The following is a 25,990-nucleotide window of genomic DNA, read 5'->3' on the forward strand; positions in this document are numbered from 1 at the left end:
TGGCCGGGATGAGAATGGTGAATCTTGTCCCGATCTGCCGCAGCAATTGAAACCCACTGACTTTCAGCCATAGCCCCTATGAGGATAATACGTGCCGCCTGCCTTGTCGTCTTATGGTTTTGCCTGCCGTCCTTCAATAACGTCCACGCTTTCGACTTCGATGACGTAAACCGGCAAGCTCGCCAGTTGGCGACGGCTTCGTATCAGAAGCCGGATAACGACCTCACGACCGAATTAAAAAACCTCAGCTACGACCAGTACCGCGACATCCGCTTCAGGCCGGAAGCATCGCTGTGGCGGAGCGACGGGTTGCCATTCGAAGTGGCGTTTTTTCATCGCGGCGGATTTTTCCAGGAGAAAGTGAAAATCAATGAAATCGCTGGCAACGCGGTCCGTGAAATCAAGTTCGACCCCAATCGCTTCGATTACGGCCGGAACAAGATCGATGTCACTCGCATGCGCAGCCTCGGCTTTTCCGGTTTCCGCCTTCACTATCCGATCAATCGGGCCGGCTACAAGGACGAGGTAGCGGCGTTCCTCGGCGCCAGCTATTTCCGCGCGCTCGGCAAGAACCAATTGTACGGCGTATCGGCGCGCGGACTGGCGGTCGACACGGCGCAGAGTTCCGGCGAGGAATTTCCGCGCTTCACCGAGTTCTGGCTGGAGCGGCCGGAGCAGGCGGCGAAACAAATCAGGTTTTACGCCCTGCTCGATTCACCGCGCGTTACCGGCGCCTACCGCTTCGTGCTGACGCCGGGCGAGGACACGGTGATGGACGTCAAGGTGCGCCTGTATCTGCGCGACAAGGTCGCCCTGATCGGCGTGGCGCCCCTGACCAGCATGTTCCTTTTCGGTGAGAACCAGCATTTCGGCGGCGACGACTACCGCCCCGAGGTGCATGATTCCGACGGCCTGTCGATCCATTCCGGCAGCGGCGAATGGCTATGGCGCCCGCTACTGGACCCGAAACGGCTCCTGGTGACCTCGTTCGCGCAGAACGACCCGCTCGGCTTCGGCCTCATGCAGCGCGACCGCAACTTCTGCCACTACGAAGATCTCGAAGCGCACTATCAGCAGCGGCCCAGCGTCTGGATCGAACCCAGGGGCAAATGGGGCAGCGGCCGCGTCGAGCTGGTGCAGATACCGGTGCCCGACGAAACCAACGACAACATCGTCGCCTTCTGGGTCCCGGATGCGCCCATGCAGCCCGGCGAAGCGCGCGATTTCGAATACCGCATGCTGTGGCAGAAGAACAAGGAAACGACACCGCCCGGCGCATGGGTCGTGCAGACGCGCCGCGGGCGTGCCTATACCAAGAACCTCGACAGCAGCATCGGCCTGCTCGTGGATTTCGATGGGCCGGCATTGCGCAAGCTGGCGGCTAACGTCAAGCCGAAGCTGATCGTCTCCGCCGACGCGAACGGCCAGATCATCGAAAGCGAGGTTTACCGCAACGACGTAAACGGCGGCTGGCGGCTCAGCCTGCGCGTGCGCCGCGTCGATGCGGCAAAGCCGGTCGAGATGCGCGCGCAACTGCGCGGCAATGGCAACAAGGAATCGGAGACATGGAGCTACATCCTCCCGCCCGAATGATGCCGTGCGCACCGCCGATCCGGCGCAGCAGCATGGCGCCCGCGGCATGGCCGCCGGACAACGCCGGCAAAGCGCGTCCTTGCGATGCGTCGCCTTCACCCATAATACATATGCTGCAGCCGCGCATGCGGCGCTGCGTATTGCTGGCGCTGATTTTCGGACAGTCTTTCCTGGCGACGCACTTCATGCGCCAGGTGCTGCCTTACCATGGCGCGCAGCCGCTCGAGATCGCCGTGCTGACGCTGTTTGCATTGCTCTTCCTGTGGGTGTCGGCGGGCTTCTGGACCGCGCTCATGGGCTTCCTGCAACTGCTCCGCGGCGACCGGAACCTGATATCGAGGCATGGCCTCGGCGACACGCCGATGCCGGCGACGGCGCGCACCGCGATCGTGATGCCGATCTGCAACGAGGATGTGGCGCGGGTGTTCGCCGGGCTGCGTGCCACCTACCGCTCGCTCGCGGAAATGGAATACCTGCCGCATTTCGATTTCTATGTGCTCAGCGACAGCAGCGAAGTCGACTGCCGCGTCGCCGAGCTCGCGGCCTGGGCCGACATGCGCCGCGACTGCGATGCGGCCGGGCGCCTCTTCTACCGCTGGCGCCGCCATCGCATCAAGAAGAAGAGCGGCAACGTCGCCGACTTCTGTCGACGCTGGGGCAGGAACTACGAGTACATGGTGGTGCTCGACGCCGACAGCGTGATGAGCGGCGATTGTCTCGCCACGCTGGTGCGCCTGATGGAAGCCCATTCGGACACGGGCATCATCCAGACCGCGCCGCACACCGCCGGCCGCGATACGCTGTATGCGCGCATGCAGCAGTTCGCGAGCCGCGTCTATGGCCCGCTGTTCGTGGCCGGCCTGTATTTCTGGCAGCTCGGCGAATCGCATTACTGGGGGCACAACGCGATCATCCGCATCGCACCCTTCATGCGCCATTGCGCCCTTGGCCGCCTGCCGGGACGCGGAGCGCTGTCGGGCGAGATCCTGTCCCACGACTTCGTCGAAGCCGCATTGATGCGACGCGCCGGCTGGGCCGTCTGGATCGCCTACGACTTGCCCGGCAGCTACGAGGAATCGCCGCCGACGCTGATCGACGATCTCAAGCGCGATCGCCGCTGGTGCTACGGCAATCTGATGAATTTCCGCCTTTTTCCCGAGCCAGGATTGCATCCGGTGCATCGCGCGGTTTTCGTCACCGGTGCGTTTTCATACGTGTCGGCGCCGCTCTGGTTCCTGTTCCTGATCTGCTCGACTGCGCTCCTGGCGAGCCACACGCTGATCGAGCCGCAGTACTTCATCGTTCCCAACCAGATGTTTCCGCTCTGGCCGGAATGGAATCCGCAGCGCGCGCTGGCGCTGTTTTCGGCGACCGCCGCTTTGCTCTTCGCGCCGAAGCTGCTGAGCTTTCTTCTCATCGCGCTGCGCGAGCCGGCCCGCTTCGGCGGACGTCTCGCGCTGGCGTCTGGCATGCTCGCGGAATCCCTGTTCTCCGCGCTGCTGGCGCCGATCCGCATGATCTTCCACACCCAGTTCGTTTGCGCCGCGCTGGCCGGACGCTCCATCCGCTGGAAATCACCGCTGCGCGACGACGCCGAAACCGGATGGTGCGAAGCACTCAACTGGCATGGCTTGCACATGCTGCTCGGCATCGGCTGGGCGGGTCTGATCTGCTGGCTCAATCCTGCCTCGCTCTACTGGCTGCTGCCCATCCTCGGCGCCTGGCTTCTGGCGGTGCCGATCTCGGTCTTCTCCAGCCGCCGCGATGCCGGCCGCCTGCTGCGCCGAATCAAGTTGCTGCTGATCCCCGAAGAGATGGATATGCCACCGGAATTGCGCTGGATGCGGTCCGCGCTTGCAGCGTCTCCGCGGCAGCCGGGCCTGGTCGATGCCGCCATGGATCCTCGACTGAATGCCCTTGCCCGCGCTTGCGGCAGGGCACGGCAGACGACCGGCGCGGAGGCCATGGCGCGACAGCGGGCGCTGGTCGAACGCGCCATCGAGGTCGGGCCCGCCGGACTCGACGCCAGGGAAAAGAACGCACTGCTGGATGATCCGCTCGCCCTGTCGCAGCTCCACTCCAGACTGCGGCGGTGGCCCGCACCCGACTCTCATCCGGACTGGCATGGAGGCGTGCGGACCGTGAGCCCCGCCGATTATTTGCCGGCAACGGTGGAGCCACAGGCGGCCTTATGCTCCTAGACAAGGAATTGCAGCTCCCTCTCCTGCGTGTACGCTTGTCGCTGCGCTTCATCCTGCCGATTGCGCTGGTGCTGGGCCTGCTGGCGCTGGTCGTGGTGCCGGTGGTCGATACGCTGAACATGCGCTGGGCGATCCGCGACCTCAACCTGCGCTCGCAGCTGGTGGCCGACACCCTGCAGGAACCGCTGGTGGATCTGCTCGAACGCAAGGATCGCAAGCGCCTGCATGCGCTGTTCGACCAGGCCGTCCAGGACGAGCGGCTCTACGCGCTGGCGTTTTGCGACACCAACGGCGTGCTCGTCGAACGCACGCTGACCTATCCGCCGCAACTGGGCTGCTCGCCGCAGCTCAGCGACAAAGGCATGTCCACGGTGCGCAGCGCGCGCACCAACGGCCTGCTGCATGTGACCGTGAAACCGCTCGCGGTGGATTGGCGCGAAATCGGCTCGCTGTTCATGGCCCACGACATGAGCTTTATCCAGCACCGCGTGGAGGAAAGCCGCCACTATGTCATTGCCATCTTGCTGGTCCTCGGCATCATGGTGACGACGATCACGGTTCTGGTCGCCAACCTGAGCTGGCGCAACTGGATGCGCGGCGTGCGCCTGATGCTGAACGTCGACGGCACGGACCAGCGCGAGGACACGAAGCCGAGTCCCGAAGTGCTGCCGCTGCTTGGCGATGTGCGCAAGCTGCTCGGCGACGTCGCGCGCAAGCGCAATATCCGCGACCACTTGACAATGCAGTGGAAGCCGGAGACCCTGCGCCAGCTGCTGCGCGATCAGCCCTACGGCGACGAGATCATCGTCGTCTCCAACCGCGAACCCTACATCCATGTCAACGGCGTACAGGGTGTCGAAGTGCAGCGCCCTCCTTCTGGCACATTCCCTGGCCGAACCCGGAATCCTTCGGCATCTGCCCCTGGCGCAATGAAATCCTCGAAGGCCTGCTCGGCAGCACCATTCTCGGCTTCCATACGGCATATCACTGCAAGAACTTCATCGAGACGGTCGACCGCTTCCTTGAAACCCGCGTCGAGCGCGAAACATCCACCATCTCCTACCGCGGCAAGCTGACCATGGTGCAGGACTATCCGATCTCGATCCAGTGGCCGGACGCCTTGTCGCCCGGCGCACCGCCGTTCGCCGAGACCCGCCAGGCCATGCGCCAGCGTTTCGGCATCGGCGACGAACAACGGCTCGCGCTTGGCGTAGATCGTCTCGATTACACAAAGGGCATCATCGAGCGCTTCGAGGCGGTGGAGCGCCTGCTCGAAAAATTCCCGGCCTGGGCCGGGTGCTACGTACTGATACAGATCGCCGCACCGTCGCGCTCGGCGCTGCAGGATTACCAGAACTTCGCGCAGAAGGTGCGCGACTCCGCCGAGCGCATCAACCAGCGCTTCGCAACCGGCGACTATCGACCGATCCGCCTGCTGATCGAACAGCATTCCACCGCATCGGTGGTCGAACACTATCGTGCTTGCGATATCTGCCTGGTCACCAGCCTGCACGACGGCATGAACCTGGTGGCGAAGGAATTCGTCGCCGCGCGCGACGACGAAGCCGGCGTGCTGATCCTGAGCCAGTTCGCCGGCGCCGCCGGGGAACTGCGCGAGGCGCTGGTGGTGAACCCTTACGACCTGGAAGAAACGGCCGCCGCATTGCAGATCGCCCTGACCATGCCGCTCGCGGAACAGCGCGAACGCATGCGCAGTCTGCGCCACCTGGTGCGCGACTTCATCATTTACCGCTGGGCCGGACGCATGCTGCTTGACGGCGCGGAGGTGAGACGGCGCGCCAGAGTGCGCGAACGCATTTTCAGCTACCAATCACGCTACTCCGGGAGTCTGCAATGAAATATTTCTTTTCCCACGAAGGCTATCCTGCAATGAAGCGCCTTGCCGCTGACGACAAGGTATTGGTCGGGCTCGACTTTGACGGCACGCTGGCGCCCATCGTGCAGGATCCGCCGCGCGCGCAGATGTCGGTACCGATTGCGCACGAACTCGAACGTCTCTGCGCTGTTACCCCCGTCGCGATCATTTCGGGGCGCGAACTCGGCGACCTGGAACAGCGCATCACGGTCAGGGCCGCCTATCTGATCGGCAACCACGGTAACGAAGGACTGGCGGCAGTCACGGTCGACGGCGGCGCCTGCCGCAAAATCTGCGCGGAGTGGACGAAACAGTTGCGGCGCATGCCTGAATCGCGCGCAGACGACGTTTTCATCGAGCCGAAGAGATATATGGTTTCAGTACACTATCGCCTCGCCAACGATCATCTGGCGACGCAGCAGAAGCTGTCGCGCCTGTTCGGCAGATTGAAGCCGGCGCCGCGCGTGGTGCATGGCAAATGCGTTTTCGACCTGATACCGCCAGGCGCCGTCTGCAAGGACGACACCATGAGCCTGCTCGCAACGCAGACGCAAGCGGATGTCGTGCTTTATGTCGGCGACGACGAATGCGACGAACTGGTGTTTGCCAGCGCACAGCCGGATTGGATAACCGTCCGCGTCGGCTACTGGAGCCATAGCGCGGCGAAATATTATCTGCGTTGCCAGCGCGAAGTTAGCGATCTGCTGCTCTTGCTGAACCTGCGCTTGGGACTGGCAGCTTCCAACAGCCCCTGAGGGATGCTCGTCGTTTTACGTCGAGCCGCGACGGCATGGCGTTTCCAAAATATTTCTTCGTGCCCGGCGCACTGATTGCCGGCGCCCTTTTTTGCACGCGGGCCTTCGCCGACACTGTCGTGGTCCGCAGCGGCGAACAGCTGGGCGGCAGGATTCTGCACAAGAGCGGCGATACGCTGGTCCTGCAGACCGACTACGCCGGCGAAATCAGGATCCAGTGGAGCAAGATCGTTTCGATCGAAACCGCTTCGCCCGTGGTCCTGCAGCTCGACGGCGCCGATAACCCGTTCAGCGCACGGCTGGAAGCCGGCAATGCCGAACAGGTATCGGTGCTGCGCGTCGAGGGCGCGGCGTGGGCCGAAACTCCGGAAACGATTCCGCTCGCTCGCGTGGCCTACATCAACCCGTTGCCGGAGGAAACGCGCAATGGCGTTACCTACAAGGGACGCGCCAGCCTGTCGGTCACCAAGACGGAAGGCAATACCCGCAACGAGACCATTTATGCCGGAACCGACTTTTCCGCGCGCGCGATGGCATATCGCTACGAACTCAGCGTCAAGGGCACGCGCGGCAACGAATCCGACCGGCTGACCAATTCGAACTGGCTGGCGAACGGAAACTACGACCGCTTCCTCGACCCGAAGCACTTCCTGTACGGCCGCGCTTCGGCCGAACACGACGCGTTCAAGGGCATCGACCGGCGCGACATGATCGGCGCCGGTTATGGACTGCAACTCGTCGACACGCCGCAAACACAGTTTTCGTTTCGCGGCGGGGTCGATTACGTAACTGCCCGGCATATCGTCACCGGCGACGAGCAATATCCCTCGCTCGGATGGGGCGTGAAGTTTTCACACAGGCTGGAAAGCTATCGCGCCGAGTTGTTCCACGAGCAGGAGGGCTTCTGGAACGTCAGCGACACCAGCCAGATCACACTGCGCACCCGCAGCGGACTGCGCGTGCCGCTGATGGCCGGCGTCACCTCGACCGCGCAGCTCAATATCGACTGGGAGCGACGCCCCGACCCGGGGCGCAAGCCGATCGACTCAATGCTGCTGTTCGGCTTGGGCTATGAATGGTAAAGCACACGCTGCCAGCGGCGAACATCGTCGAACGTTCAGCCGGAACCGGCGGCATCCGGCGGCCGCCGGTCGTGCTCCCTCTCTGGTGCGCCCGTTATGACGCCGGCACGGAGCGTCGGCAAATGCTGCGGATAATGCTTTTGAACATAATCCACCAGGGCTTCGCGCACCAGGCAGCGCAAATCCCAGTTGCGCGGCGCATCGGCGGAACTGACCAGCACGCGCAACTGCAGCGCGCGCTCGGAGGTTTCGGTCACCTGGAGCAGCGCCACGCGTCCGTCCCATTCGGGTGCCCCCTTGCAAATGCGTGCGAGCTCGTCGCGCAGCGGCTGCAGCGGCATGCGGTAGTCGACCCAGAGGAATACCGTGCCGATGATGCGCGCATCGCTGCGCGTCCAGTTCTGGAACGGATGCTCGACGAACCATTGCAGCGGCACCACCAGCCGCCGCTCGTCCCACAACTGCACCACGACATAGGTCCCGGTGATCTCCTCGATCCGGCCCCACTCGTTTTCCACGATCACCACGTCATCGATCCGGATCGGCTGGGAGAGGGCGATTTGCAGCCCGGCGATCAGGTTGCCCAGCACCGGCCTTGCAGCCATGCCGGCCACCAGGCCGGCGACGCCGGCCGAGGCGAGCAAGCTCATCCCCACTTGGCGGACGTACGGGAAACTCATCAGGATCGAGGAAAGACCGATCAGCGCAACCAATGACATAAGCACTCTGGAAATCACGCGCGACTGCGTCTGGATGCGGCGTGCCTCGAGGTTGTCGGCGACATCGAGCGGATGCCGCGCGATCACCGCGTCGAAGGCGCCGCGAATGCCCTGTATGCCAAGCCAGGTGATCGCCACGATCAGCAGCAGCGAATTGAGATGGCGTACCAGTTCGATCAGGTGCAGGTCCGATGCCGCGTTATTCCAGACGACCTGGAGGCCGAGCAGTGGCAGGATGAACTCGAACGGACGCTCCGCACGGCGCAGCACGACGCTCGCCGTCACATACGGCGCCGCCACGCGCCTCAGCACCAGGCGGCCGATGCGATAGACGATCGCCGCCACCAGCAGCGCGGCCAGCGCGCTGACGCCGGCCTCCATCCATGGGTGAAGATTCCAATCGAAAAAGTCGTATGCGGGCATGTCTAATTTTACTCTGCGCGCGGCTGTCCATAAAACCGGTCGACAGCTGCATTTTCAGTCCCCATGCGGCTTTTGACATTAGCCCGTATGCCCTATTGTCCGTCATGACAATTCGCGTTGAGATGCGAATCATCGTCAGGAAGGAGCATGACCATGAGATCCGCGGTCGGTATTGCCGTTGCTTGTGGTGGGATCAACGCCGGTCGGCAAACGAAACAGGTTGTCGTCGTACGCCAGAGTCTCGGAGAGAATCCATTGCAGCGTATCCGGGTTGTTTGGCGGGGCCGCATCCGCAGCGTTGCCGACGTAAAGTATGGCAAGCAGGCCCATCAGCACACTCCTGGTGCCTTTCCCGGTGCTCGTGGCGGGCATCATTTCCAGGTTGCATATATTTGAATTGATTCCTGGCATGCATGTATATAAGCTTTGCATTTGGCATTTCCACTTTTTGGCTTCGAATTGTTGATGGAGACGCATAAAAGAAAAATAGTCCGTTCTTCCTATCGACTGTCAAATGCCAGCGGCTAATCAGGCGGAGCGCATAAGTGCGGCTACCAGGGCAATGTCGCCGCTCAGCGACGGCATGGAGGCAGCAAAATCAGTCGCATAGCAAGAGGCAAGTCGCTCGCGTCGGAGCGCAGCGACAAGCAGACTTACCCAGTTGCCGCTTTTATTGCCCAACTCGCTGATTTTTATTGACCCCCAAAACTGGCATAGGTCTTGCGCGTCTGCGCGTAGCGGATTATTCCATCCGGTATTGAGCTGATTTCTTGATAATCAATTAGAAAGGAGTCCATCATGCCGCTCCCCAAATCTCTTTCCCATATTGGTATTACAGCATCAATCCTGCTCGCCCTTGGCAGCGTGACAGCAGCGTATGCGGCGGATGAGCCCAGCAACGAACCCATGCGGAGCGGCGGTACAGGTACAGGTGCCTACCCGAGCGACTCTGCGATCACCGCGAAAGTCAAGGCCGCTTTCATTTCAAACAAGCTGTCCGGCATCTCCGTGACAGCCGATCTGGGTGTGGTTGATCTTTCCGGATCTGTGGCAACGGAGGAATTGCGACAGCAGGCTACCAGGATTGCATCTAGCGTCGATGGGGTCAGAGGCGTGGATTATGCGGGCCTGTCGATCGAGAAGAAGGGATCCTGAACAGGATCAACCACAGCTTTGAATTGTCTTTAACCTGGCTGGAAGACGCACCCGGCACAGCCGATAGGGCGAAACACATCTTCCTTCTTTCATCACCATCTCCTTCAATGGGCAAATCAACATGACATCTCTTGTAGAAATCCCAAAAAACACTGGCGATCATTTTTTCGATGTCCTGCACAAGTCGATGCATATTCGACGGCATACACAGCTCTTCATGTGGCTACAGGGAGAATTGCAGACCCTGTTGCCACATGATGTGCTTTTGGTTGCCTATGGCAATTTTTCCACCGGAAGACTACGTTACGACGTCATCTCGTCGGTTCCCGGTGTCAGCACCACGGGTTTTTCCCATGTTGACATCAAAGACCTGATCTCCGGGCTTTTCGACCGCTGGGTCAGGCATGGTCACACCACTTACACTCTCGACACAACCGCAGGCGTGATCCTGAACAGTTCATGCCAATGCAATTTGCACCGCGCGTTGCGCGGCATGCGTTCCGTGCTGGTACAAGGCATGCGGGACGAGCGTGCCGCCATTGATGTGCTGTACGTGGCGTTCCGCAGCAATGGCCATTTCGATGAAGGTACGCGGCGAATGTTTGAAATCCTGCTGCCACACATCGATTGTGCCAGCCGCCGGATTTCCGCTTTGGCCGAACACGGCGCGCGGGAAGATCTGAAAAATCCACCTGCGGATGAATCGGCACAGCTTACAGAGAGGGAAAGCGAAATCCTGCGCTGGGTCAGCAACGGCAAGACCAATTACGAGATCGGCATCATCCTGGGTATCAGCCCGTTCACGGTCAAGAACCATTTGCAGCGCATTTTCCGCAAGATAGACGTCAGCAACCGTGCCCAGGCAGTATCGCGTTTCGAAGAAATAAACCGGCAACAGCAGTAGCTGCATCCGCCGCCGGTTGCCAGCAGCATGAACAGTGCGAGACGCGCTGCAGGAATGAGCGGCGTCGCGGCGACATCTTTCGGGTCGGGCGCGACAATCTTCTCCAGTTATTGGGGAAAATGCTCGACCCGTGTGCCCTGGTATTCTCGTTATGGACGGCGGCATATGCCATCAATCGCCGCCTCGATCCCAATTACCTGCTGCTCTCATTGCTGGTTTTTTCGATCACCTTTCCGGGCGCCCAGCATTTGCATGAAGGGCTGCGCCCGCTCGTACGCAGGATCGTTCTGGGCTGGCTTGGCATTGCCTCGTTGCTCCTGTTCTTCGGCTATGCGACGCAATACATCCGCCATTACGACAGTGACGTCATCATCGCCTGGTTGTGGCTGGCGCCGGCGACGCAACTCGGCTTGAATTTGCTGACGCGGGCCGCAGCGCCCCGAATATTGGCGCTGCAGGGCAACCTGCAGCGGGTTGCCATCGTCGGCATGAACGAACAGGGACTGGCGCTGGCACAGCAAATTGCCGACGACCGATATTCCGGCAAACAGGTCGTCGGTTATTTTGATGACCGCGACCAATTGCGGCTCGGTGGACTTGGACGTTTCCCGATGCTGGGCCGCATTGCCGACCTTCCCGCGGGCGTCAAAGCGCTGCATATCAGCCAGCTGTATCTCTCCCTGCCGATGATGCCCCAGTCGCGCATGCTGTCGCTGCTCGATGAACTGCGCGATACGACCGCATCCATCTATTTCGTACCGGACATCTTCGTCACCGACCTGATACAGGGTCGCATGGATACAGTGGGCAACATACCTGTCGTCGCCGTGTGCGAAACCCCCTTCACCGGATTGAACGGTCTGGTCAAGCGTGGCAGTGACATTGTGCTGTCGCTGCTCATCCTCCTGCTCGTATCGCCGTTGATGCTGGCTGTCGCAGTCGGCATCAAGCTGGGGTCTCCCGGCCCGGTGATCTTCCGCCAGCGCCGCTATGGGCTCGCCGGAGAGGAGATCATTGTCTACAAGTTCCGCTCAATGACGTTATGCGAGGACGGCGGCCAGATTATCCAGGCCAGCCGCAACGACAGCCGCATCACGCCGATCGGCGCCTTCATCCGCAAGACATCGCTTGACGAGTTGCCGCAGTTCATCAACGTATTGCAAGGACGCATGAGCATCGTTGGCCCGCGCCCTCACGCTGTCGCACACAATGAGATGTACCGCAAGCTGATCAAGGGCTACATGGTGCGGCACAAAGTAAGGCCCGGCATTACCGGATGGGCCCAGGTCAACGGCCTGCGCGGCGAAACAGAGATACTGGACAAAATGAAGGATCGCATCGAATACGACCTCGATTACCTGCACAACTGGTCGCTCTTTCTCGACCTGCGCATTATTCTCCGTACCGTTTTAATCGTGCTCATGGATCAGCATGCATACAGATATGGGAGCAGCCCCACTCCTCTTGCCACGGCCATTTGGCCGACGCCGGAAATGTCGGCGTGACGGCAAACCAGTTCACATCTATACGGATTCAGCACTCGGCTAAAGCTGCCGTTCGATGCCGCCGTCGCGAAAGTCACCGAAGCCCTGAAAAAGGAAGGCTTCGGCGTTCTCACCGATATCGATGTCAAGGCAACATTGAAAGCCAAACTCAACATCGAGCATCGGCCCTATCGCATCCTCGGCGTGCAATCCGCCACTGGCTCACCGCGCGATCGAGGCCGATCCCGACATCGGCTTGCTGTTGCCGTGCAACGTGGTCGTGCCTATGCGTTGCATGAAGTACAGCGGTCATTCCAGCTAGAGAACGAGGGGTGCAGTTGCCTCAACCATTGCGCCGATCAGTTCGGTATCGGCAGCCGGAGAGAGGGCGAATGCGTCTGCCCTCTCGTCCAGCCTTTCAACTATGTAGTTGCCATCCGTCTTGACGAGTTTTGCCTGTGCCCCGCAGTGTCGACAAACGACGCAATCACCGACTCGATGGCTGCGCGTAACCACCATCGGAGCGCTGCATCCACTACAGGCGAGAAGTGGAATGCCTGGCTCGCTGTGGGCAACAATATGCTCAAGTTGCGTGCCGCTAGCCAAACCTGCGAAACGTCGTCCTAGATCCGCATCGAATTGTGTTCCAATTCGCTCGGTGATAATCGCCATCGCATTCGCGATCGGCATGCCTGGACGGTAGGGGCGGGTGCTGGTCATGGCATCAAAGGCATCGGCAATGGCTACGATGCGGGCCACCGCGGGGATGGCATCGCCTCGAAGTCCTCGGGGATAGCCATTACCATTGGGCATTTCGTGATGTCCAGCGACGGCTTCAATGGCAAGGTGTGACAACGGATGTGGAGTGAGCAGGCGCTGCCCAATAGCAGGATGAGTGCGTATGACGTCGAATTCCGCATCTTCCAGTTTTCCTGGCCTTTTGAGAATCGAGTCGGGAACACCGACTTTGCCAAGGTCATGCAGGAATCCGCCAAGCTCTGCTAATGCTGTCGCACGCGGGGTTAGCCCTGACACCTCAGAGAGCAGGCGAGAGAATTGTGAAACCCGCCACAAGTGCCCTCCTGTGTATGGATCGCGCGCTTCAACGATCATGGATAGGCCAAACAGGCTTTTGAGCAGTTCTGATTGCTGACTCATAGGGTTCTCTGCCTCAACCGTCAGTAGCCGTATAACCCTTCGCGGCGGCTTGGTGTGAAACTAAAGTCAAACGGCTTTTGAAAATGAAACGCCATCCTATCTTCTTGCGACTGGAAATCAGGAAGGAGGAAGATTCTCTCGGGCGCGTTCATGTCGAACCTTTCAACGAAGCGGATGGCTCACTATCTTCCATGGGTGAGGTGCTAACCAAATTTGGCTGGAAACTGCTTGGCGATGGCGCCGGCAAGCGCATCGGCGATGACATACATATGCTTCTTCATCGCGTCCCAGGTCTGTGCCTCTTCGGCGTACTGTTTGCCCTTGAGCTGCTGGATCTCCTGGATGTGATGCCCGACATGCGCAAGCAATAATCCGTTCAGCGTGTCAAACGGCAGATTAGGATTCGCGCCGCTGAGGAATTGGGCAATCTCGCCCGCATTGCCGGTCAGGTGCTTGACGGCGGCCTCCTGCCTGGTCTTGTTACCGGCAGCGGCCGCCTGAAGGTACTCCTTGACGGCCCCATAGTGCCCGGCAAGCAGACCGAACAGTTTCTCGGAAGCCTCCTGGCCATAAAATGGCTCAATCGCACCTGCAATCTGCCTGGCGTTGGCGACAACCTCTTTTTCAGCCGCAGCCGCTGCTGTTTTGTTGCCGGCCAAGGTATCGGCAATCACATTGCGCACCCAGAAAATGTGGCCCACCCATAGGTCGCGCAACGCAGCACCTGTTTCGGCGACTTTGGCGGCCGATGCGGCCTGAACAACGACAACATGCTCGGCATGCTGCGCCATCGCAGGCCCAACTGGCGCCAGGAAGGCGACTGCCATAAAGGCCGCTATTAGAGAAAGTTTGCCTGGATTCATTTGGGATCACCTTTATAAGTTGGTTGACGAAAGAGATCGATGTTGTTGTCGCTCTCGTACATTGGATGAGGGCAGTTGTCGCGGCGTTCCCGATTTCCTGGGGCTAAAGATTGGATGGTTCGAAAGTGTGGAAGTCAGTTGAGGTCGGAGTCTGCCCCCAAGGCTCGATACGCGGTGAATTCGAGTCTGATCCTGAGACTTTTCAGGCCGCCTCGTGAAATAAGCCCGCTGAACCTTTGGCCCATGCAACACCACGGTAGTCAACGTTATAGGCCAACGTTGTCTTCACCAATTCATAGTGGGACGAGGTGTCGAAAATCGCGTGGCGTCTACAGGCTCCGGTACAACTGTCGCGACATGCGGGCCTTGCGCTTCGGCGTCGAAAGATAATCCGCGAAGCGCTTGTTCTCTGCGACAGATAGCTGGTTCATGGGCAGGATAAGATGCCTGTATGGGAATCAGCCACCCGGATTGTGGCTTCCAACCTCGCTGAGCCTTGCCATCACCCGTGCCACGATGCGATCGCAACGCTTGCCGTCAAAGGCAAAGGCTTCCTCGTACCCAAGGTCCAAATCTCGCGACAGACCTTCACGCATCATGCTGCGGGCGCGGAAGTACCGTGACCGCACCGTTGCCTCAGGAATGCCCAAAGCGGCGGCAGTCTCTTCGACCGTGAGCTCTTGTACTCCCCGCAACATGAAGACCGTGCGGAACACGTCCGGCAGCATGTCGATCCTGGCCTCGATCAACTTGCGCGCTTCCACGCGCTCGGCAGCATGTTCGGGCTGGCTGTTGGGATCATGGTCCATAAATGTCTCCATATGCGCCGCAACGGTGTCGATCACTGTGTCGAGCGGGATTACGTCCGCGCTACGCCGGCGCAACCTGCCGAACGCCTCGTTGGCGACAATGCGCACCAGCCAGGTCGACAATCTCGCGTCGGCGCGAAAGCTGCCAAGCCCGCGATAGGCGTGCAGATAGGCTTCCTGCACTGCGTCCTCGGCATCCTCGTCATTCTTGAGGATGCTGCGCGCCGTGCGGAACAACAACTGGTTGTTGCGCCGCATGATTTTCTCGAACGCTTCCTGGTCGCCCGCCGCCGCGCGCGATGCGAGTACCGCGTCCGCTCCCCGATCGGGTGGTGTTTTGGCTGGTTGAGTTTCGGCGTTTGTCATGTTGGCCCCCTTTCATTTTTCTTCGCTGCCGACTACCAGCTTATACGTTTCGAAGAATGTGCGTTTTACAAGGCGTGCCATGACGCTCTCCTTTCAATAATGGTTCTAACGCGGTCGCAATCCTGAAGCTGCAGCAACAACTGGTTCTCGTATGTTCCAACAATTGAGAACGGATCGATCCCGAGCAACGAGGTACTGCAAATTGCGTGTCTTGCGAATGAATCCTGCTTTACGCAGGGCCTTGTTCTTGGACACGGGAATGCAATCTGTGGACAAATCACTACAAGGACTTGAGATATTCGACCAGATCAGCCATGTCGGCATTGCTCAGTCCCAGAGACTTCTTCGTGTTGTACATCTGCACCACTGCATCAAGCGTTGGCGCAGTGCCGTTGTGAAAATACGGGGCATGCTGCCACAACCCATGCAACGGCGCGGTTCGGTACTGCCTGGTCGCACTGCGCGAGGCGTAGCTGGGAGTTCCGTTTGGCTCAGGTTCGCTTACTACATCGCTAGCAGGATGCAGCCGCGAATTGGCGTCCGTCAACTCGCTTCCACTATGGCAGGTACTGCAGGTGCCGGCGCCATTAAAGACGGCTTGACCCCGGGCGGCAGCGGCGGGGTCGAAACTTCCGGCGGGTGGCGGTGGTGCATTCAGGCTGAGTTGATACGCTTGCAATGCCGGCAGCTTCGAGGTGATCAGGTCATCCGTGCCATTGGTGACATTGACCCCCGTACGCGGCTCCGAGAACGACCCATGTCCGCCCATCTGCGTGACGCCTACGTAGCGGTTCCAATACGCGATATCTGAGCCATCGCCCGTGGACGTGATGCTATGGATGCCGGCGAGGCCGTATGCAGGCGGGATGACCTGTGGGCCGTTGATACCGTCCAGGTTGAAACGGGGATCGTATTTGCCTTTGCCCCAGGAGTTAAAGACCGCTTTTGTAGCTGCGTCCAACGCAGGCGACAGCGCAATAATCGCCCCGGGATTGAGGTCGCGATTGGGCCAGCCGTCGAGACGCTTGCCGATGCCGGGCGCGAATGAATTGTCGACGGTCGAATGGCACAGGGCACAGGTGATACCCACGTGCGTCAGCGTGTCCGTACCGGCGATGGTCTCAACCGTGCCCTGAAGGCCGATCACGGCATTAAGCTTCAGCAATGCGATCGTTGTGGCGGGACTCTTCAGATCGACAGTGCCGTTCTGGATTCCCTGCACCACCGCGGGTGGCAATGCTTCAGCATCCACCTTGAGGCCGACCGACAATGCGGTCGTCGGGTCGACGGCCGCCGCGATCACTTCATGCATGCGCAGCGTGTCGGTCCATTTGGTCTCGTCGCCGAAGGTATCGAAACGAAAGATCTGCTGGCCCTGCGCGACCAGCGCGGCATTGGCGGCCGCAGCATCCGACTGCATCGACCCACTACCGCCACTACCGCAGGCGGTTGCCAAGATAGCAGCCACACTTAGCGTGCCTGAAGTCACGACTTTGCGCAAGGGCAAAGGCGACGGATGGCTATGTCGCGTGTGCCCGAAGGCTGCGATAAGGAATTGTTTGTTCGATTTCATCGGATTCACCTTTTGCAGGTTGATAAGGTTAAAAGTTCGAGGTTGTGTTCGTCCTCGCACATTGGACGAGCGCGCACGTCGCGGCGTTCCCGTTTTCTTCAACTGCCGATTCCAGGTGATGGGGGGTGAACTGAGTCGTTAAGGCTCTTGCTCCGCAATGAACTGTGCGAGCGCAGTAATCTTGACCCTGTATACGGGGAAAAACGCGAACACGATTTTTTAAGCGTCATGAGACCGCCATTGGTCGGGAATACGCATTCGCTGATTTGAGAAACGGACGTTCACATCAGCAATACTGATTCTTTCAGTTTGCGCAGGGCGAGCGGCCAGTTTGGCCGAAGAGCGGTCGAAGTGCAGAACTTCCGGATGGTTCGGCAATACTCTGAAAACGGTCACAAGAGATGCGTACGTCATGTGTCCCTTATGGGCACGCAAGCGACCGGCCTCTATTCGGATTCGTCGCCGGAAAGCGGTCAGCGAAATTCCGCTTCCTGGAAGCGGCCAGTCGCTACCGAGTGCTCCGTGCCCGATTCAGCCGTTCGGATATCCGAAAGCAGACGCCCAACCTTCACGGTGATCCGCGCGTCCCGGCTAGCGCGGGGAACTCGTCCCGCTCTGGACCCGATTTGGCGCTCAGAATTGCCAGGCGCCGCTTCATTCCTTCGATTTCGACGACTTGGCTCGCGATGATTTCCTCCGCGAGTTTTCGCGTGAGTGGATCGCGGCCGTGAATCAGCACCAGCCGCGCCATCTCCACCGCGCCTTCATGGTGCGGAATCATCATCGCGAGAAAATCGACGTCCGCATTGCCGGTGTAACCCGGCGCGTGCATGTCGCGCATCATCTTGTCCATGCCGAGATCCATCCCTGACGCAAACCGCGCGAATGTTGCGCCGTAACGCGCGGGCACGTCGCTCCCACCCATGTCATGGTGTTGGTGCTGTGCGAAAACTTGCCCGCACATGAGTCCCAGCGATAACAGGATCCATCGCATCATCGCGCCCACTATGCCGTTTGGCCCTTGTACCCCGGCCTCACGTAGACCAGGTTGATGCTCTTCTTGTTGCGTAGCTCGTCCGAGGGTAGTTTCAATCAGTACGCGAAGCGTGGAACACCAGCAAGTCGGCCCATGGCGGCTGTCAAAGACACCGGCATTAGCAATTGCGCTACCATTGCGCTTCTTTGAAACCATGGGACTACCCAGCCTTGCGCCACGGCAGGAATTCAATTCATCGAACCGCCGGATACGTGCCCGTACGTCCGGTGGTGGGGGAGGGAGGAGCCGTGAGGCTTCTTCCTATCCCGATTGAGCGTTATAGAGGAAAGCAATGCGAATTCGAAATAGCGTGGCAAATGATTTTGAAGCGATCTTGGCGATCATCAACGACGCAGCACAGGCTTATCGCGGGGTGATACCAAGCGACCGCTGGCATGAACCGTACATGTCGGCCGACGAGTTGGCGAAAGAGATTGCCAGTGGCGTCATCTTCTGGATGGCAGAGGACAATGGGCAGCTGCTGGGCGTGATGGGAATTCAGGATAAAGAAGACGTTGCTTTGGTTCGACATGCCTATACCGCGACGGCGTTACAGAGGAAAGGCATCGGAACAAAGCTGCTTCGTCGCGTGGAGGCCCTGGCTGGCAAGCCGATCCTGATTGGGACATGGGCTGATGCGTCATGGGCCATTGAGTTCTATCGACGAAACGGTTTCACAGTCGTCTCAGACGGAGACAAGAATCGCCTGCTCCGGGCATACTGGTCGGTCCCGGTGAGGCAAGTTGAAACCTCGGTCGTACTTGCCGATAGACGATGGATGAAGGCCCAAGGCTAGCCCGATGACGCCCAACCGTCATTGCAGCGGGCTGCTTTCGGCAGCCGCTGAATTCGAACATTGGGCGTCTTCACAAATTCGGCTGCATCTACCGATTGCAGTGCCCTTTTTTGAGGAGAGAAGCTATGGCCGCATACGTAATCTTTGATGTCGACATCCGTGATCCCAATCGGTATCAGGACTTCATGGCGAAGGTGAAACCTGCGCTCGCGCAAGCTGGTGCACGCTATCTCGCTCGTGGCGAGGCACACAAAGTCTACGAAGGCGATTGGAGTCCCCGCCGAATCGTGCTTCTCGAATTTCCCTCGATAGCCGCATGGGAGTCCTTTTACAACGGTCCCGTGTATCAAGGGCTGAAGTCAATTCGAGACGAATGCAGTTCCGCTCGTCTCGTGGGCGTGGAAGGCGTTGCTGCGTGACCAGCGCTTTCCTGGCGGCGCAGATGCAAACGCCCAACTGCTAATTGGTCCGGACGCCTATCGGTGCCGCACAATTCGAACGTTGGGGCTCTCCATACCTCCGTATGGCTTTTTGTATGGGCTAGTGCTACTTTATGCTCATGGCAAAAACTCGCTTTGATTGGGGATCCCGACAAGGACGCCGAGAATCAGGGAAAGCACGGAGTTGCCGACTTCCTCCCTTCGCCGGCCGAATTGGCATTTCGTGAAGAAGGTGTGAAGGTAACTTTGGCTCTGAGCAAGAAAAGTATTGAGTTCTTCAAGTCGGAGGCTACAAAGCATCACACTCAGTACCAGCGCATGATTCGCCGGCTTCTTGACGCTTATGTTGATGGCCAAGCTCCAACCCGGCAGTCCACACGAACGCTGCGTGATAAAGCCCCGCAGCGCCGGTGACTTCTACGTTCCCGATTGTCCGCTTTCCCAGTTCTGCTACGTCCGCATTGGGCACAGAGTACGCATTCGTTGAATCTGTGAGCGGCTATTCGGTGCCGCTGGTTTTCTCACCCCACTGCCCGGCTCCTTGGATCGAAAAACGGAATAACAATTGCGGTGGTCCAGTGCATAAGCGGCGTACAGTCTGTATGGCGATTCTGTAGCCGAAACGTTATTCAGCCCGCATCCGTAGCCATCGAAAGGAGTGCGATGAAAATGAATTCCAGTGATTTCCGTGTGCAGCAAGGGAAATCGGTCAATCTCAAAAAATGGCCGACGCTGGTGAAGCCCATGTACAAGTCGAGGAAGACGTACGCCAGACTCCTCCAGGAACACGTGGATGAGTTGAGCCGGCTGCAACGTGTTCTCTATGCGTCCGACCGCTATGCCGTGCTGCTGATTTTTCAGGCCATGGACGCCGCCGGCAAGGACGGCGCCATCAGTCACGTGATGTCCGGCGTCAATCCGCAAGGCTGTCAGGTGTTCAGCTTCAAACACCCCAGCGCGACCGAACTGGAACACGACTTTCTGTGGCGCACTACCCAATCCCTGCCGGAACGCGGCCGCATCGGCATCTTTAACCGATCCTATTATGAGGAGGTGCTGATCGTTCGCGTGCATCCCGAGATTCTGCTCGGACAGCGTCTGCCGGAGAGGGGCATGAATGAGAAGACGATTTGGCAGGATCGATATCGCTCCATCGTGGACCTGGAGGACCATCTTTATCGAAACGGCACGCGGGTCATCAAGTTCTTTCTTCACTTGTCGAAGAAAGAGCAGCGCAAGCGCTTTCTCGAACGCATCGATGATCCGGACAAGAACTGGAAATTCAGCGTTGCCGACGTTGAAGAAAGGAAATACTGGGATCAGTACATGCAAGCCTACGAGGCCTGTCTGGGCGCGACAAGCACGGAACAGGCGCCCTGGTATGTGGTGCCCGCCGATGACAAGGAGAACGCCCGGCTTATCGTTTCCCGAATTGTTCTGGATAACTTCAAGGCGCTCAAAATGGGTTATCCCGAAACCGACGCCGCCCGAAAGAAGGAGCTGTTGTCGATTCGCGACCGGCTGATCAAGGAAGATTCAGGTGGCAAATGATCCTCGCCAGGCTTGTGACCGAGCTAAATCGCGTCGGGTAACGGCAATCTACTGGAGGAACGGAATCAAACGCCCCAGGTAACCGGTACATTGTCCTTCAATGAACGCTCCAGCAGTTCCAGGAGCGGCAACGTACGCTGGTGCAGGGAAACCGGGTTGCCGGTTTCGGTTTGCTCATCGCCATTTGCCGGCTCACGCTGTGTTGCCAAGTCTGCCTGGGTGGCAGACTTGAGCGCGCTTATTGCGCCGGGCAATTGTTCTACAGTGACAATACCCTTGGTGTCGGTGGGATTCTTGCCGAACAAGCTGAGCATTTCTTCACCGTTGTTTTCGAGCATGATGACATCGCCGCTGGCGCGAGACTTGAAGGTGATCAGCATGGTGGTCTATCCTTTCAGTGCTGGTTTGTATTGTTGACGTGGTCTGGTGGCGGATGAAAACCGTCGCGGACGGATACTTCACGCGGCTTCCAACCAGGCAAATGCCTGCGCATCGTCGGCGAAGGGGAAGTGCTTTATCGTGGCCGAAATAAAGTGCTTCGCCAGTGATTCCGCCATGCCGGCAATCGGGCTGTCAGTCACGATTGCCACGCGATCGACCTTTTTGTGGTGCTCGCGGACAAAGTGCATGTGCGCGGCGAATCCACCGAAGTTCTCCCATCCGGGAAATTTCCTCGATTGAATCAGCACGCCGTGAAGTTTGGGGTGATCGGCGAGATAGGCATCGACGGCAGCGCCAAGGCCGGCGAAGTCCTCCTTGCTCAGCGGCGCATGTAGCTTGAGCACCAGAATGCCTTCCGGTTTCATTATCGAGTAGTCGAGCATGTGATCCTCCATTAATGCTTTGGTCATTGTGGACCCTGATGGTTGATCATTCTGTACGCCAGCGAACAGAGCATCGGGAATTGTTCCTTCACACTAAAATGCGGATATCGTGAAGTTTGAATGGATAACCTTTCGCGTTGCCTTGCTGTGGATTAACGGATACCAAACACAATGCAAACAACCGTGGCTAAATCCGCAGCCTCACCGGCGCCCGCGAAGCCGGCAAACGCCATTGCGGCGCAGAATTCCGTTGAGCTATTGAAAAAAGCGCGTGCCGATAGTGATGCCGTCCTGAAGGAACTCGGATCGCAACAGAACGGCCTCAGCCAGGCGGAAGCCGATTCGCGCCTGAAGCAGGTCGGGACCAACGAGATTGTCCGCGAGAAGCGTCAACCGGTCCTGATGCGTCTCCTCAGCAACATCAGGAATCCCCTGGTGCTGCTGCTCTCGGCGCTGGGCGTGCTGTCCTACCTGACCGGCGACCACCGGGCAACGGCGGTCATTTCCGTGATGGTGGTTCTGGGCCTGGTGTTGCGTTTCTACCAGGAACTGCGGGCCGACAACGCGGCCGCGAAACTCCAGGCCATGGTCAGCAACACCGCGACGCTGGTGCGTGACGGCAAGGAGGCAGAGGTATCGATCAAGCTGCTGGTGCCTGGCGACATCGTCCGGTTGGCAGCCGGCGATATGGTGCCGGCCGATGTGCGGGTGCTTTCCGCCAAGGACCTGTTCCTGAATCAGGCGGCGCTCACCGGCGAAGCCCTGCCGGTGGAGAAGAAAGCTGCCGCTGCGGCGGCGGCAGAGATACAAAATCCGCTCGATCTGCCCAATCTCTGCTTCCTCGGTTCCAACGTCGAGAGCGGCGCCGCCACCGCCGTGGTGATATACACGGGGGGCCGAACCTACTTCGGATCACTGGCCGCCAGCATCGTTGCGCAGCGCCAGTTGACCAGCTTCGACAAGGGCATCAACAAGTTCACCTGGCTGATGATCGGCTTCATCGCGGTGATGGTTCCGGCGGTGTTCCTCATCAATGGCTTCTCCAGGCACAACTGGCTGGAAGCGTTTCTGTTTGCCATGGCCGTGGCGGTCGGACTGACGCCCGAGATGCTGCCGATGATCGTTACCGTCAACCTGTCCAAGGGCGCGCTGGCAATGTCGCGCCGGAAAGTGATCGTCAAACGCCTCAACGCGATCCAGAATTTCGGCGCGATGGACGTGCTGTGCACCGACAAGACCGGCACCCTTACCCAGGGCAAGATCGTGCTCGAAAAGCATCTCGACGCGAACGGCGATCCGAGCGAGAAGGTGCTGCACTACGGCTACCTGAACAGTTTCCACCATACTGGCCTGAAGAACCTGCTCGACGCGGCGATCCTCGACCATGAAGAGTTGAAAGAGCACCTCAAGGCGGACGAGGAATTCCGCAAGATCGACGAGATCCCGTTCGACTTCATCCGGCGTCGCATGTCGGTTATAGTGGAAGACAAGACCGGGTTGAACACGCTGATCTGCAAGGGCGCGGTGGACGAAGTGCTGAGCCAGTGCACCCGGGTGGAAGTCAAGGGAGAACTCATCGAAGTTCTGCCCGAACACGACGCCAAGCGCCGGCAGTTGGCGGACGAACTGAACGGCCAGGGTTTCCGCGTGATTGCTTTGGCTTACAAGCAAATGCCGGGCGCCCCGGATGAGCCGGTGTATGCGGTCAAGGATGAAGCGGACCTGATCCTGCTCGGTTTTCTGGCTTTCCTCGACCCGCCCAAAGACACTGCCAGCGAGGCATTGAAGCGGCTTCACGCCTTGAATGTGGACGTCAAGGTTCTGACCGGCGACAACGAGATCATCACCACCTATATCTGCAATGAAGTGGGTATGCTGGTGGGGCATCTCCTGCTCGGTTCCCAGATCGAGGCGATGAGCGAGATGGAACTGGCTGAAGCTGCCAATGCCACCAGCGTCTTTGCCCGGCTGGCCCCGGCGCACAAGGAACGCATTATCCATGCGCTGCAGAGCAAGGGTCACGTGCTGGGCTTCCTCGGCGACGGCATTAACGACGCCCCGGCCCTGAAGGCGGCCGATGTGGGCATCTCGGTGGACAGCGCGGTGGACATCGCCAAGGAGTCGTCCGACATCATCCTGCTGGAAAACAGCCTGCTGGTACTGGAACAGGGCGTGCTAGAAGGGCGCCGGGTGTTCGGCAACATCGTCAAGTACATCAAGATGGCGGCCAGTTCCAACTTCGGCAACATGTTCAGCGTCGTCGGCGCCAGTGCGTTTCTGCCTTTCCTGCCCATGCTGCCGATCCAGGTGCTGGCCAACAATCTCCTCTACGACTTCTCGCAGACCACCATCCCGACCGACCAGGTTGATGCGGAGTGGCTGGCTACACCGCGCCAGTGGGAAATTGACAATATCCTGCGCTTCATTCTGTTCATCGGGCCAATCAGCTCGATCTTCGATTACCTGACCTTCTTCCTGATGCTCTACGTCTTCAACTGCTGGAACAACCCGGACTTGTTCCACACCGGCTGGTTTGTCGAGTCGCTGTTCACCCAGACCTTGATCATCCATGTCATTCGCACCAACAAGATCCCCTTCATCCAAAGCCATGCCAGTTGGCCGCTCATCATCACTTCCCTGATCATCGTCGCGGTCGGCGCCTGGCTGACGGTTTCGCCGCTGGCGAGCGCGCTCGGCTTTGTCCCCTTGCCGTCTTCATACTGGCTGTATCTGGCTGTCATGATGCTGGGTTATGCGGTCCTGACGCAGGTGGCGAAGACCTGGTTCATTCGCAGGTTTGGCGAATGAGGGCGATGGCGAGAAGCGTGCTGGTGACGAATCCCTGTCGGCAGAAATCGTTACCGTACTGCGCGCTTACGTTCGCTGCCGCACATAGTTCTCTTGGCATGGCGCATACACTCACAAATAGCGATACACGGCGTGAGACAAGGTGGCGGCGTTGTTTAACAGATTGCTACAGTCGGTTGGTCGGTACAGGATCGCGGGATATCTGGCCGCGGGGCTGCTTATCGCTCTTGTTGCCGGATGCGGTTCGCTGCCGACTATCGTTCCCGATATGGCAAGGCAGCCGGCACAGCCCGTTCAACTTGACGGCGCGCACGGCCCGCTGACTTCACAGCAAAGCAAGGCGATCCTCAACCGTCTGCAGAGCCGGGGCGAGGAGACCAGCATCTTCGATCGGCATCTGGCGCTGGAAGAGGCTATCGTCGGCAGTCCCTTGATGGTGGGCAACAAGGCGGTTCTGCTGCAGGACGGCCCGACTACTTTTCAGCACATGTTTACGGCAATCCGCAATGCAAAAGATCATATCAACATGGAAACTTACATCATCGAGGACGATGAAATCGGGAATCGTTTTGCTGACGCGCTCATCGAGAAGCAGATGAAGGGTGTGCAGGTGAATTTGATCTACGACAGCGTGGGGGCGATCAATACGCCCCGGACATTTTTCAAGCGTCTCACCGACAGCGGCATCAAGGTTCTGGAGTTTAATCCGGTCAACCCGCTGACGGCGAAGAAGGGTTGGGAGGTTAATCAGCGCGATCACCGCAAGCTGCTGATCGTCGATGGAAAGACTGCCTTCCTCGGCGGAATCAACATCAGCAGTGTTTATTCGAAAGGGTCTTTCAGCCGGAAGTCCCGGCAACGTCACGAAGGAGGTACGCCCTGGCGCGACACGCACCTGCAAGTCGAAGGCCCTGTCGTCGCCGAGTTCCAGAAACTGTTTCTCGCCACATGGGAGAAGCAGAAGGGGGAAAAGCTCGCGGCGGAAGAATATTTGCCGCCACTCGCCAACAAGGGCAGGGAGGTGGTGCGCGCCATCGGCAGTTCGCCGGATGAACCCTACAGCCTGATCTATGCGACGCTGATTTCAGCCATCGGCAGCGCCGAAACCAGCGTGAATCTGACGAATGCCTATTTCGTCCCCGATCCGCAATTGCTCGCTGCGCTCAAGGACGCGGTGCGGCGCGGCGTGGATGTGAAAATCATCCTGCCGGGCAAAACCGATTCATGGCTGGTGTTCCACGCGGGACGCTCGTACTATGCCGAGCTGCTCGACGCGGGAGTGAAAATCTACGAGCGGCGCGATGCGCTGTTGCATGCAAAGACTGCACTGATCGATGGGGTGTGGTCGACAATCGGTTCGACCAACCTCGACTGGCGCAGCTTTCTGCACAATGAAGAGGTCAACGCCGTCATCCTCGGGCAGGAGTTCGGCGCGCAAATGCAGGCCATGTTCGAGGCGGACCTGGCTGCTTCCAACCTCATCACGCGCGAGCAATGGGAGCGGCGTTCGATCAGCGAACGCCTGATGGAGAAGATCGCCTGGGCATGGGGATACTGGCTATGAATACCGGATA

25 protein-coding genes are annotated in these 25,990 nt (G+C 59.1%); 15 read left to right on the forward strand and 10 right to left on the reverse strand.

All coding sequences use genetic code 11. The features are described 5' to 3' along the window. Window positions 1-78 precede the first annotated feature (78 nt). The 5 genes from K5E80_RS01320 to K5E80_RS01340 all read left to right on the forward strand — a co-directional run bounded on the left by K5E80_RS01320 (window position 79) and on the right by K5E80_RS01340 (window position 7,507). Entirely contained in the window at window positions 79-1,593 is a 1,515-nt protein-coding gene (locus K5E80_RS01320) for a glucan biosynthesis protein G (RefSeq protein WP_220634457.1), read from the forward strand. After that, window positions 1,566-3,794, forward strand: coding sequence for a glucans biosynthesis glucosyltransferase MdoH (mdoH, locus tag K5E80_RS01325; protein ID WP_220634458.1), 2,229 nt, complete (start codon window positions 1,566-1,568; stop codon window positions 3,792-3,794). The genes K5E80_RS01320 and mdoH overlap by 28 nt, the downstream gene beginning before the upstream one ends. 745 nt (window positions 3,795-4,539) lie before the next feature. After that, complete coding sequence (locus K5E80_RS01330; protein ID WP_220634459.1) at window positions 4,540-5,652, forward strand: alpha,alpha-trehalose-phosphate synthase (UDP-forming); 1,113 nt, start codon at window positions 4,540-4,542, stop codon at window positions 5,650-5,652. Continuing rightward, window positions 5,649-6,425 carry a trehalose-phosphatase gene (gene otsB / locus K5E80_RS01335; RefSeq protein WP_220634460.1) on the forward strand — a complete coding sequence of 259 codons (777 nt, stop codon included), beginning with the start codon at window positions 5,649-5,651 and terminating at the stop codon, window positions 6,423-6,425. The genes K5E80_RS01330 and otsB overlap by 4 nt, the downstream gene beginning before the upstream one ends. Before the next feature lie 35 nt (window positions 6,426-6,460). Further along, a complete protein-coding gene (locus K5E80_RS01340; RefSeq protein ID WP_220634461.1) occupies window positions 6,461-7,507 on the forward strand; it encodes a DUF481 domain-containing protein in 1,047 nt (348 codons plus the stop codon). A 35-nt stretch (window positions 7,508-7,542) separates the two neighbouring features. On the opposite strand, the gene K5E80_RS01345 is transcribed toward K5E80_RS01340, so the two are convergent. Together K5E80_RS01345 and K5E80_RS01350 are read right to left on the reverse strand one after the other, a co-directional pair. Next, entirely contained in the window at window positions 7,543-8,649 is a 1,107-nt protein-coding gene (locus K5E80_RS01345) for a mechanosensitive ion channel family protein (protein WP_220634462.1), read from the reverse strand. 135 nt (window positions 8,650-8,784) lie between these two features. Next, window positions 8,785-8,979 (reverse strand): hypothetical protein, encoded by a 195-nt coding sequence (locus K5E80_RS01350; protein WP_220634463.1) that lies wholly within the window; start codon window positions 8,977-8,979, stop codon window positions 8,785-8,787. A 468-nt stretch (window positions 8,980-9,447) separates the two neighbouring features. Between K5E80_RS01350 and K5E80_RS01355 the strand changes: the two genes are divergently transcribed. From K5E80_RS01355 to K5E80_RS01365, 3 genes are all read left to right on the forward strand, one after another. Then, the gene (locus tag K5E80_RS01355; RefSeq protein WP_220634464.1) at window positions 9,448-9,804 is read left to right on the forward strand and encodes a BON domain-containing protein; all 357 of its coding nucleotides are present in this window, start codon (window positions 9,448-9,450) and stop codon (window positions 9,802-9,804) included. Between the two features lie 121 nt (window positions 9,805-9,925). Continuing rightward, window positions 9,926-10,708, forward strand: a complete 783-nt coding sequence (epsA, locus tag K5E80_RS01360; RefSeq protein ID WP_220634465.1) for an XrtB/PEP-CTERM-associated transcriptional regulator EpsA — start codon at window positions 9,926-9,928, stop codon at window positions 10,706-10,708. A gap of 119 nt (window positions 10,709-10,827) precedes the next feature. Further along, entirely contained in the window at window positions 10,828-12,213 is a 1,386-nt protein-coding gene (locus K5E80_RS01365) for an undecaprenyl-phosphate glucose phosphotransferase (protein WP_220634466.1), read from the forward strand. Between the two features lie 39 nt (window positions 12,214-12,252). Here K5E80_RS01365 and K5E80_RS16880 read toward each other — a convergent pair whose 3' ends face one another. Further along, on the reverse strand, window positions 12,253-12,375 hold the full coding sequence (locus K5E80_RS16880) for a hypothetical protein (RefSeq protein ID WP_281420161.1): 123 nt from the start codon (window positions 12,373-12,375) through the stop codon (window positions 12,253-12,255). A gap of 49 nt (window positions 12,376-12,424) precedes the next feature. On the opposite strand from K5E80_RS16880, the gene K5E80_RS16620 reads away from it, so the two are divergent. Then, the gene (locus K5E80_RS16620; protein ID WP_246591031.1) at window positions 12,425-12,514 is read left to right on the forward strand and encodes a DUF302 domain-containing protein; all 90 of its coding nucleotides are present in this window, start codon (window positions 12,425-12,427) and stop codon (window positions 12,512-12,514) included. Here the strand turns inward: K5E80_RS16620 and K5E80_RS01375 are convergent. From K5E80_RS01375 to K5E80_RS17015, 5 genes are all read right to left on the reverse strand, one after another. Further along, window positions 12,511-13,350: an HD-GYP domain-containing protein gene (locus K5E80_RS01375; protein ID WP_220634467.1), complete on the reverse strand. Its 840-nt coding sequence runs from the start codon at window positions 13,348-13,350 to the stop codon at window positions 12,511-12,513. The two genes, K5E80_RS16620 and K5E80_RS01375, sit on opposite strands and share 4 nt — an antisense overlap. Window positions 13,351-13,553: 203 nt before the next feature. Next, complete coding sequence (locus K5E80_RS01380) at window positions 13,554-14,213, reverse strand: hypothetical protein (protein WP_220634468.1); 660 nt, start codon at window positions 14,211-14,213, stop codon at window positions 13,554-13,556. Between the two features lie 458 nt (window positions 14,214-14,671). Beyond that, entirely contained in the window at window positions 14,672-15,388 is a 717-nt protein-coding gene (locus K5E80_RS01385; protein ID WP_220634469.1) for an RNA polymerase sigma factor, read from the reverse strand. A 280-nt stretch (window positions 15,389-15,668) separates the two neighbouring features. Further along, window positions 15,669-16,844, reverse strand: a complete 1,176-nt coding sequence (locus K5E80_RS01390) for a c-type cytochrome (protein WP_220634470.1) — start codon at window positions 16,842-16,844, stop codon at window positions 15,669-15,671. Between the two features lie 685 nt (window positions 16,845-17,529). After that, window positions 17,530-18,153: a DUF305 domain-containing protein gene (locus K5E80_RS17015; protein WP_343213218.1), complete on the reverse strand. Its 624-nt coding sequence runs from the start codon at window positions 18,151-18,153 to the stop codon at window positions 17,530-17,532. Window positions 18,154-18,307: 154 nt separating this feature from the next. Here K5E80_RS17015 and K5E80_RS01400 point away from each other — a divergent pair, with 154 nt between their 5' ends. From K5E80_RS01400 to K5E80_RS01415, 4 genes are all read left to right on the forward strand, one after another. Beyond that, entirely contained in the window at window positions 18,308-18,793 is a 486-nt protein-coding gene (locus K5E80_RS01400; protein ID WP_220634472.1) for a GNAT family N-acetyltransferase, read from the forward strand. Window positions 18,794-18,918: 125 nt separating this feature from the next. Further along, window positions 18,919-19,212, forward strand: a complete 294-nt coding sequence (locus tag K5E80_RS01405) for a DUF1330 domain-containing protein (RefSeq protein ID WP_220634473.1) — start codon at window positions 18,919-18,921, stop codon at window positions 19,210-19,212. A gap of 156 nt (window positions 19,213-19,368) precedes the next feature. After that, window positions 19,369-19,647, forward strand: a complete 279-nt coding sequence (locus K5E80_RS01410) for a hypothetical protein (protein ID WP_220634474.1) — start codon at window positions 19,369-19,371, stop codon at window positions 19,645-19,647. Between the two features lie 255 nt (window positions 19,648-19,902). After that, window positions 19,903-20,784: an ADP-polyphosphate phosphotransferase gene (locus K5E80_RS01415; RefSeq protein WP_246590820.1), complete on the forward strand. Its 882-nt coding sequence runs from the start codon at window positions 19,903-19,905 to the stop codon at window positions 20,782-20,784. Window positions 20,785-20,849: 65 nt separating this feature from the next. On the opposite strand, the gene K5E80_RS01420 is transcribed toward K5E80_RS01415, so the two are convergent. Continuing rightward, the gene (locus K5E80_RS01420; protein ID WP_220634476.1) at window positions 20,850-21,164 is read right to left on the reverse strand and encodes a DUF1840 domain-containing protein; all 315 of its coding nucleotides are present in this window, start codon (window positions 21,162-21,164) and stop codon (window positions 20,850-20,852) included. Window positions 21,165-21,242: 78 nt separating this feature from the next. After that, window positions 21,243-21,635 (reverse strand): SpoIIAA family protein, encoded by a 393-nt coding sequence (locus tag K5E80_RS01425; RefSeq protein WP_220634477.1) that lies wholly within the window; start codon window positions 21,633-21,635, stop codon window positions 21,243-21,245. 156 nt (window positions 21,636-21,791) lie between these two features. Between K5E80_RS01425 and mgtA the strand changes: the two genes are divergently transcribed. Together mgtA and cls are read left to right on the forward strand one after the other, a co-directional pair. Further along, complete coding sequence (mgtA, locus tag K5E80_RS01430; protein ID WP_246590821.1) at window positions 21,792-24,416, forward strand: magnesium-translocating P-type ATPase; 2,625 nt, start codon at window positions 21,792-21,794, stop codon at window positions 24,414-24,416. A 142-nt stretch (window positions 24,417-24,558) separates the two neighbouring features. Then, window positions 24,559-25,980 (forward strand): cardiolipin synthase, encoded by a 1,422-nt coding sequence (cls, locus tag K5E80_RS01435; RefSeq protein WP_425514527.1) that lies wholly within the window; start codon window positions 24,559-24,561, stop codon window positions 25,978-25,980. Window positions 25,981-25,990: the final 10 nt, after the last annotated feature.

It is taken from the genome of Georgfuchsia toluolica (genome assembly GCF_907163265.1).
GTDB classification, from domain to species: Bacteria; Pseudomonadota; Gammaproteobacteria; order Burkholderiales; family Rhodocyclaceae; genus Georgfuchsia; species Georgfuchsia toluolica.

What these genes read in the sequence shown, in the direction of transcription:
- K5E80_RS01320 (WP_220634457.1), top strand. Translation starts at nt 79, where the DNA reads ATGAGGATAATACGTGCCGCCTGCCTTGTCGTCTTATGGTTTTGCCTG.
- mdoH (WP_220634458.1), top strand. Translation starts at nt 1,566, where the DNA reads ATGGAGCTACATCCTCCCGCCCGAATGATGCCGTGCGCACCGCCGATC.
- otsB (WP_220634460.1), top strand. Translation starts at nt 5,649, where the DNA reads ATGAAATATTTCTTTTCCCACGAAGGCTATCCTGCAATGAAGCGCCTT.
- K5E80_RS01340 (WP_220634461.1), top strand. Translation starts at nt 6,461, where the DNA reads ATGGCGTTTCCAAAATATTTCTTCGTGCCCGGCGCACTGATTGCCGGC.
- K5E80_RS01345 (WP_220634462.1), bottom strand. Translation starts at nt 8,649, where the DNA reads ATGCCCGCATACGACTTTTTCGATTGGAATCTTCACCCATGGATGGAG.
- K5E80_RS01350 (WP_220634463.1), bottom strand. Translation starts at nt 8,979, where the DNA reads ATGGGCCTGCTTGCCATACTTTACGTCGGCAACGCTGCGGATGCGGCC.
- K5E80_RS01355 (WP_220634464.1), top strand. Translation starts at nt 9,448, where the DNA reads ATGCCGCTCCCCAAATCTCTTTCCCATATTGGTATTACAGCATCAATC.
- epsA (WP_220634465.1), top strand. Translation starts at nt 9,926, where the DNA reads ATGACATCTCTTGTAGAAATCCCAAAAAACACTGGCGATCATTTTTTC.
- K5E80_RS01365 (WP_220634466.1), top strand. Translation starts at nt 10,828, where the DNA reads ATGCTCGACCCGTGTGCCCTGGTATTCTCGTTATGGACGGCGGCATAT.
- K5E80_RS16880 (WP_281420161.1), bottom strand. Translation starts at nt 12,375, where the DNA reads ATGCTCGATGTTGAGTTTGGCTTTCAATGTTGCCTTGACATCGATATC.
- K5E80_RS01375 (WP_220634467.1), bottom strand. Translation starts at nt 13,350, where the DNA reads ATGAGTCAGCAATCAGAACTGCTCAAAAGCCTGTTTGGCCTATCCATG.
- K5E80_RS01380 (WP_220634468.1), bottom strand. Translation starts at nt 14,213, where the DNA reads ATGAATCCAGGCAAACTTTCTCTAATAGCGGCCTTTATGGCAGTCGCC.
- K5E80_RS01385 (WP_220634469.1), bottom strand. Translation starts at nt 15,388, where the DNA reads ATGACAAACGCCGAAACTCAACCAGCCAAAACACCACCCGATCGGGGA.
- K5E80_RS17015 (WP_343213218.1), bottom strand. Translation starts at nt 18,153, where the DNA reads ATGGTTTCAAAGAAGCGCAATGGTAGCGCAATTGCTAATGCCGGTGTC.
- K5E80_RS01405 (WP_220634473.1), top strand. Translation starts at nt 18,919, where the DNA reads ATGGCCGCATACGTAATCTTTGATGTCGACATCCGTGATCCCAATCGG.
- K5E80_RS01415 (WP_246590820.1), top strand. Translation starts at nt 19,903, where the DNA reads ATGAATTCCAGTGATTTCCGTGTGCAGCAAGGGAAATCGGTCAATCTC.
- K5E80_RS01420 (WP_220634476.1), bottom strand. Translation starts at nt 21,164, where the DNA reads ATGCTGATCACCTTCAAGTCTCGCGCCAGCGGCGATGTCATCATGCTC.
- K5E80_RS01425 (WP_220634477.1), bottom strand. Translation starts at nt 21,635, where the DNA reads ATGACCAAAGCATTAATGGAGGATCACATGCTCGACTACTCGATAATG.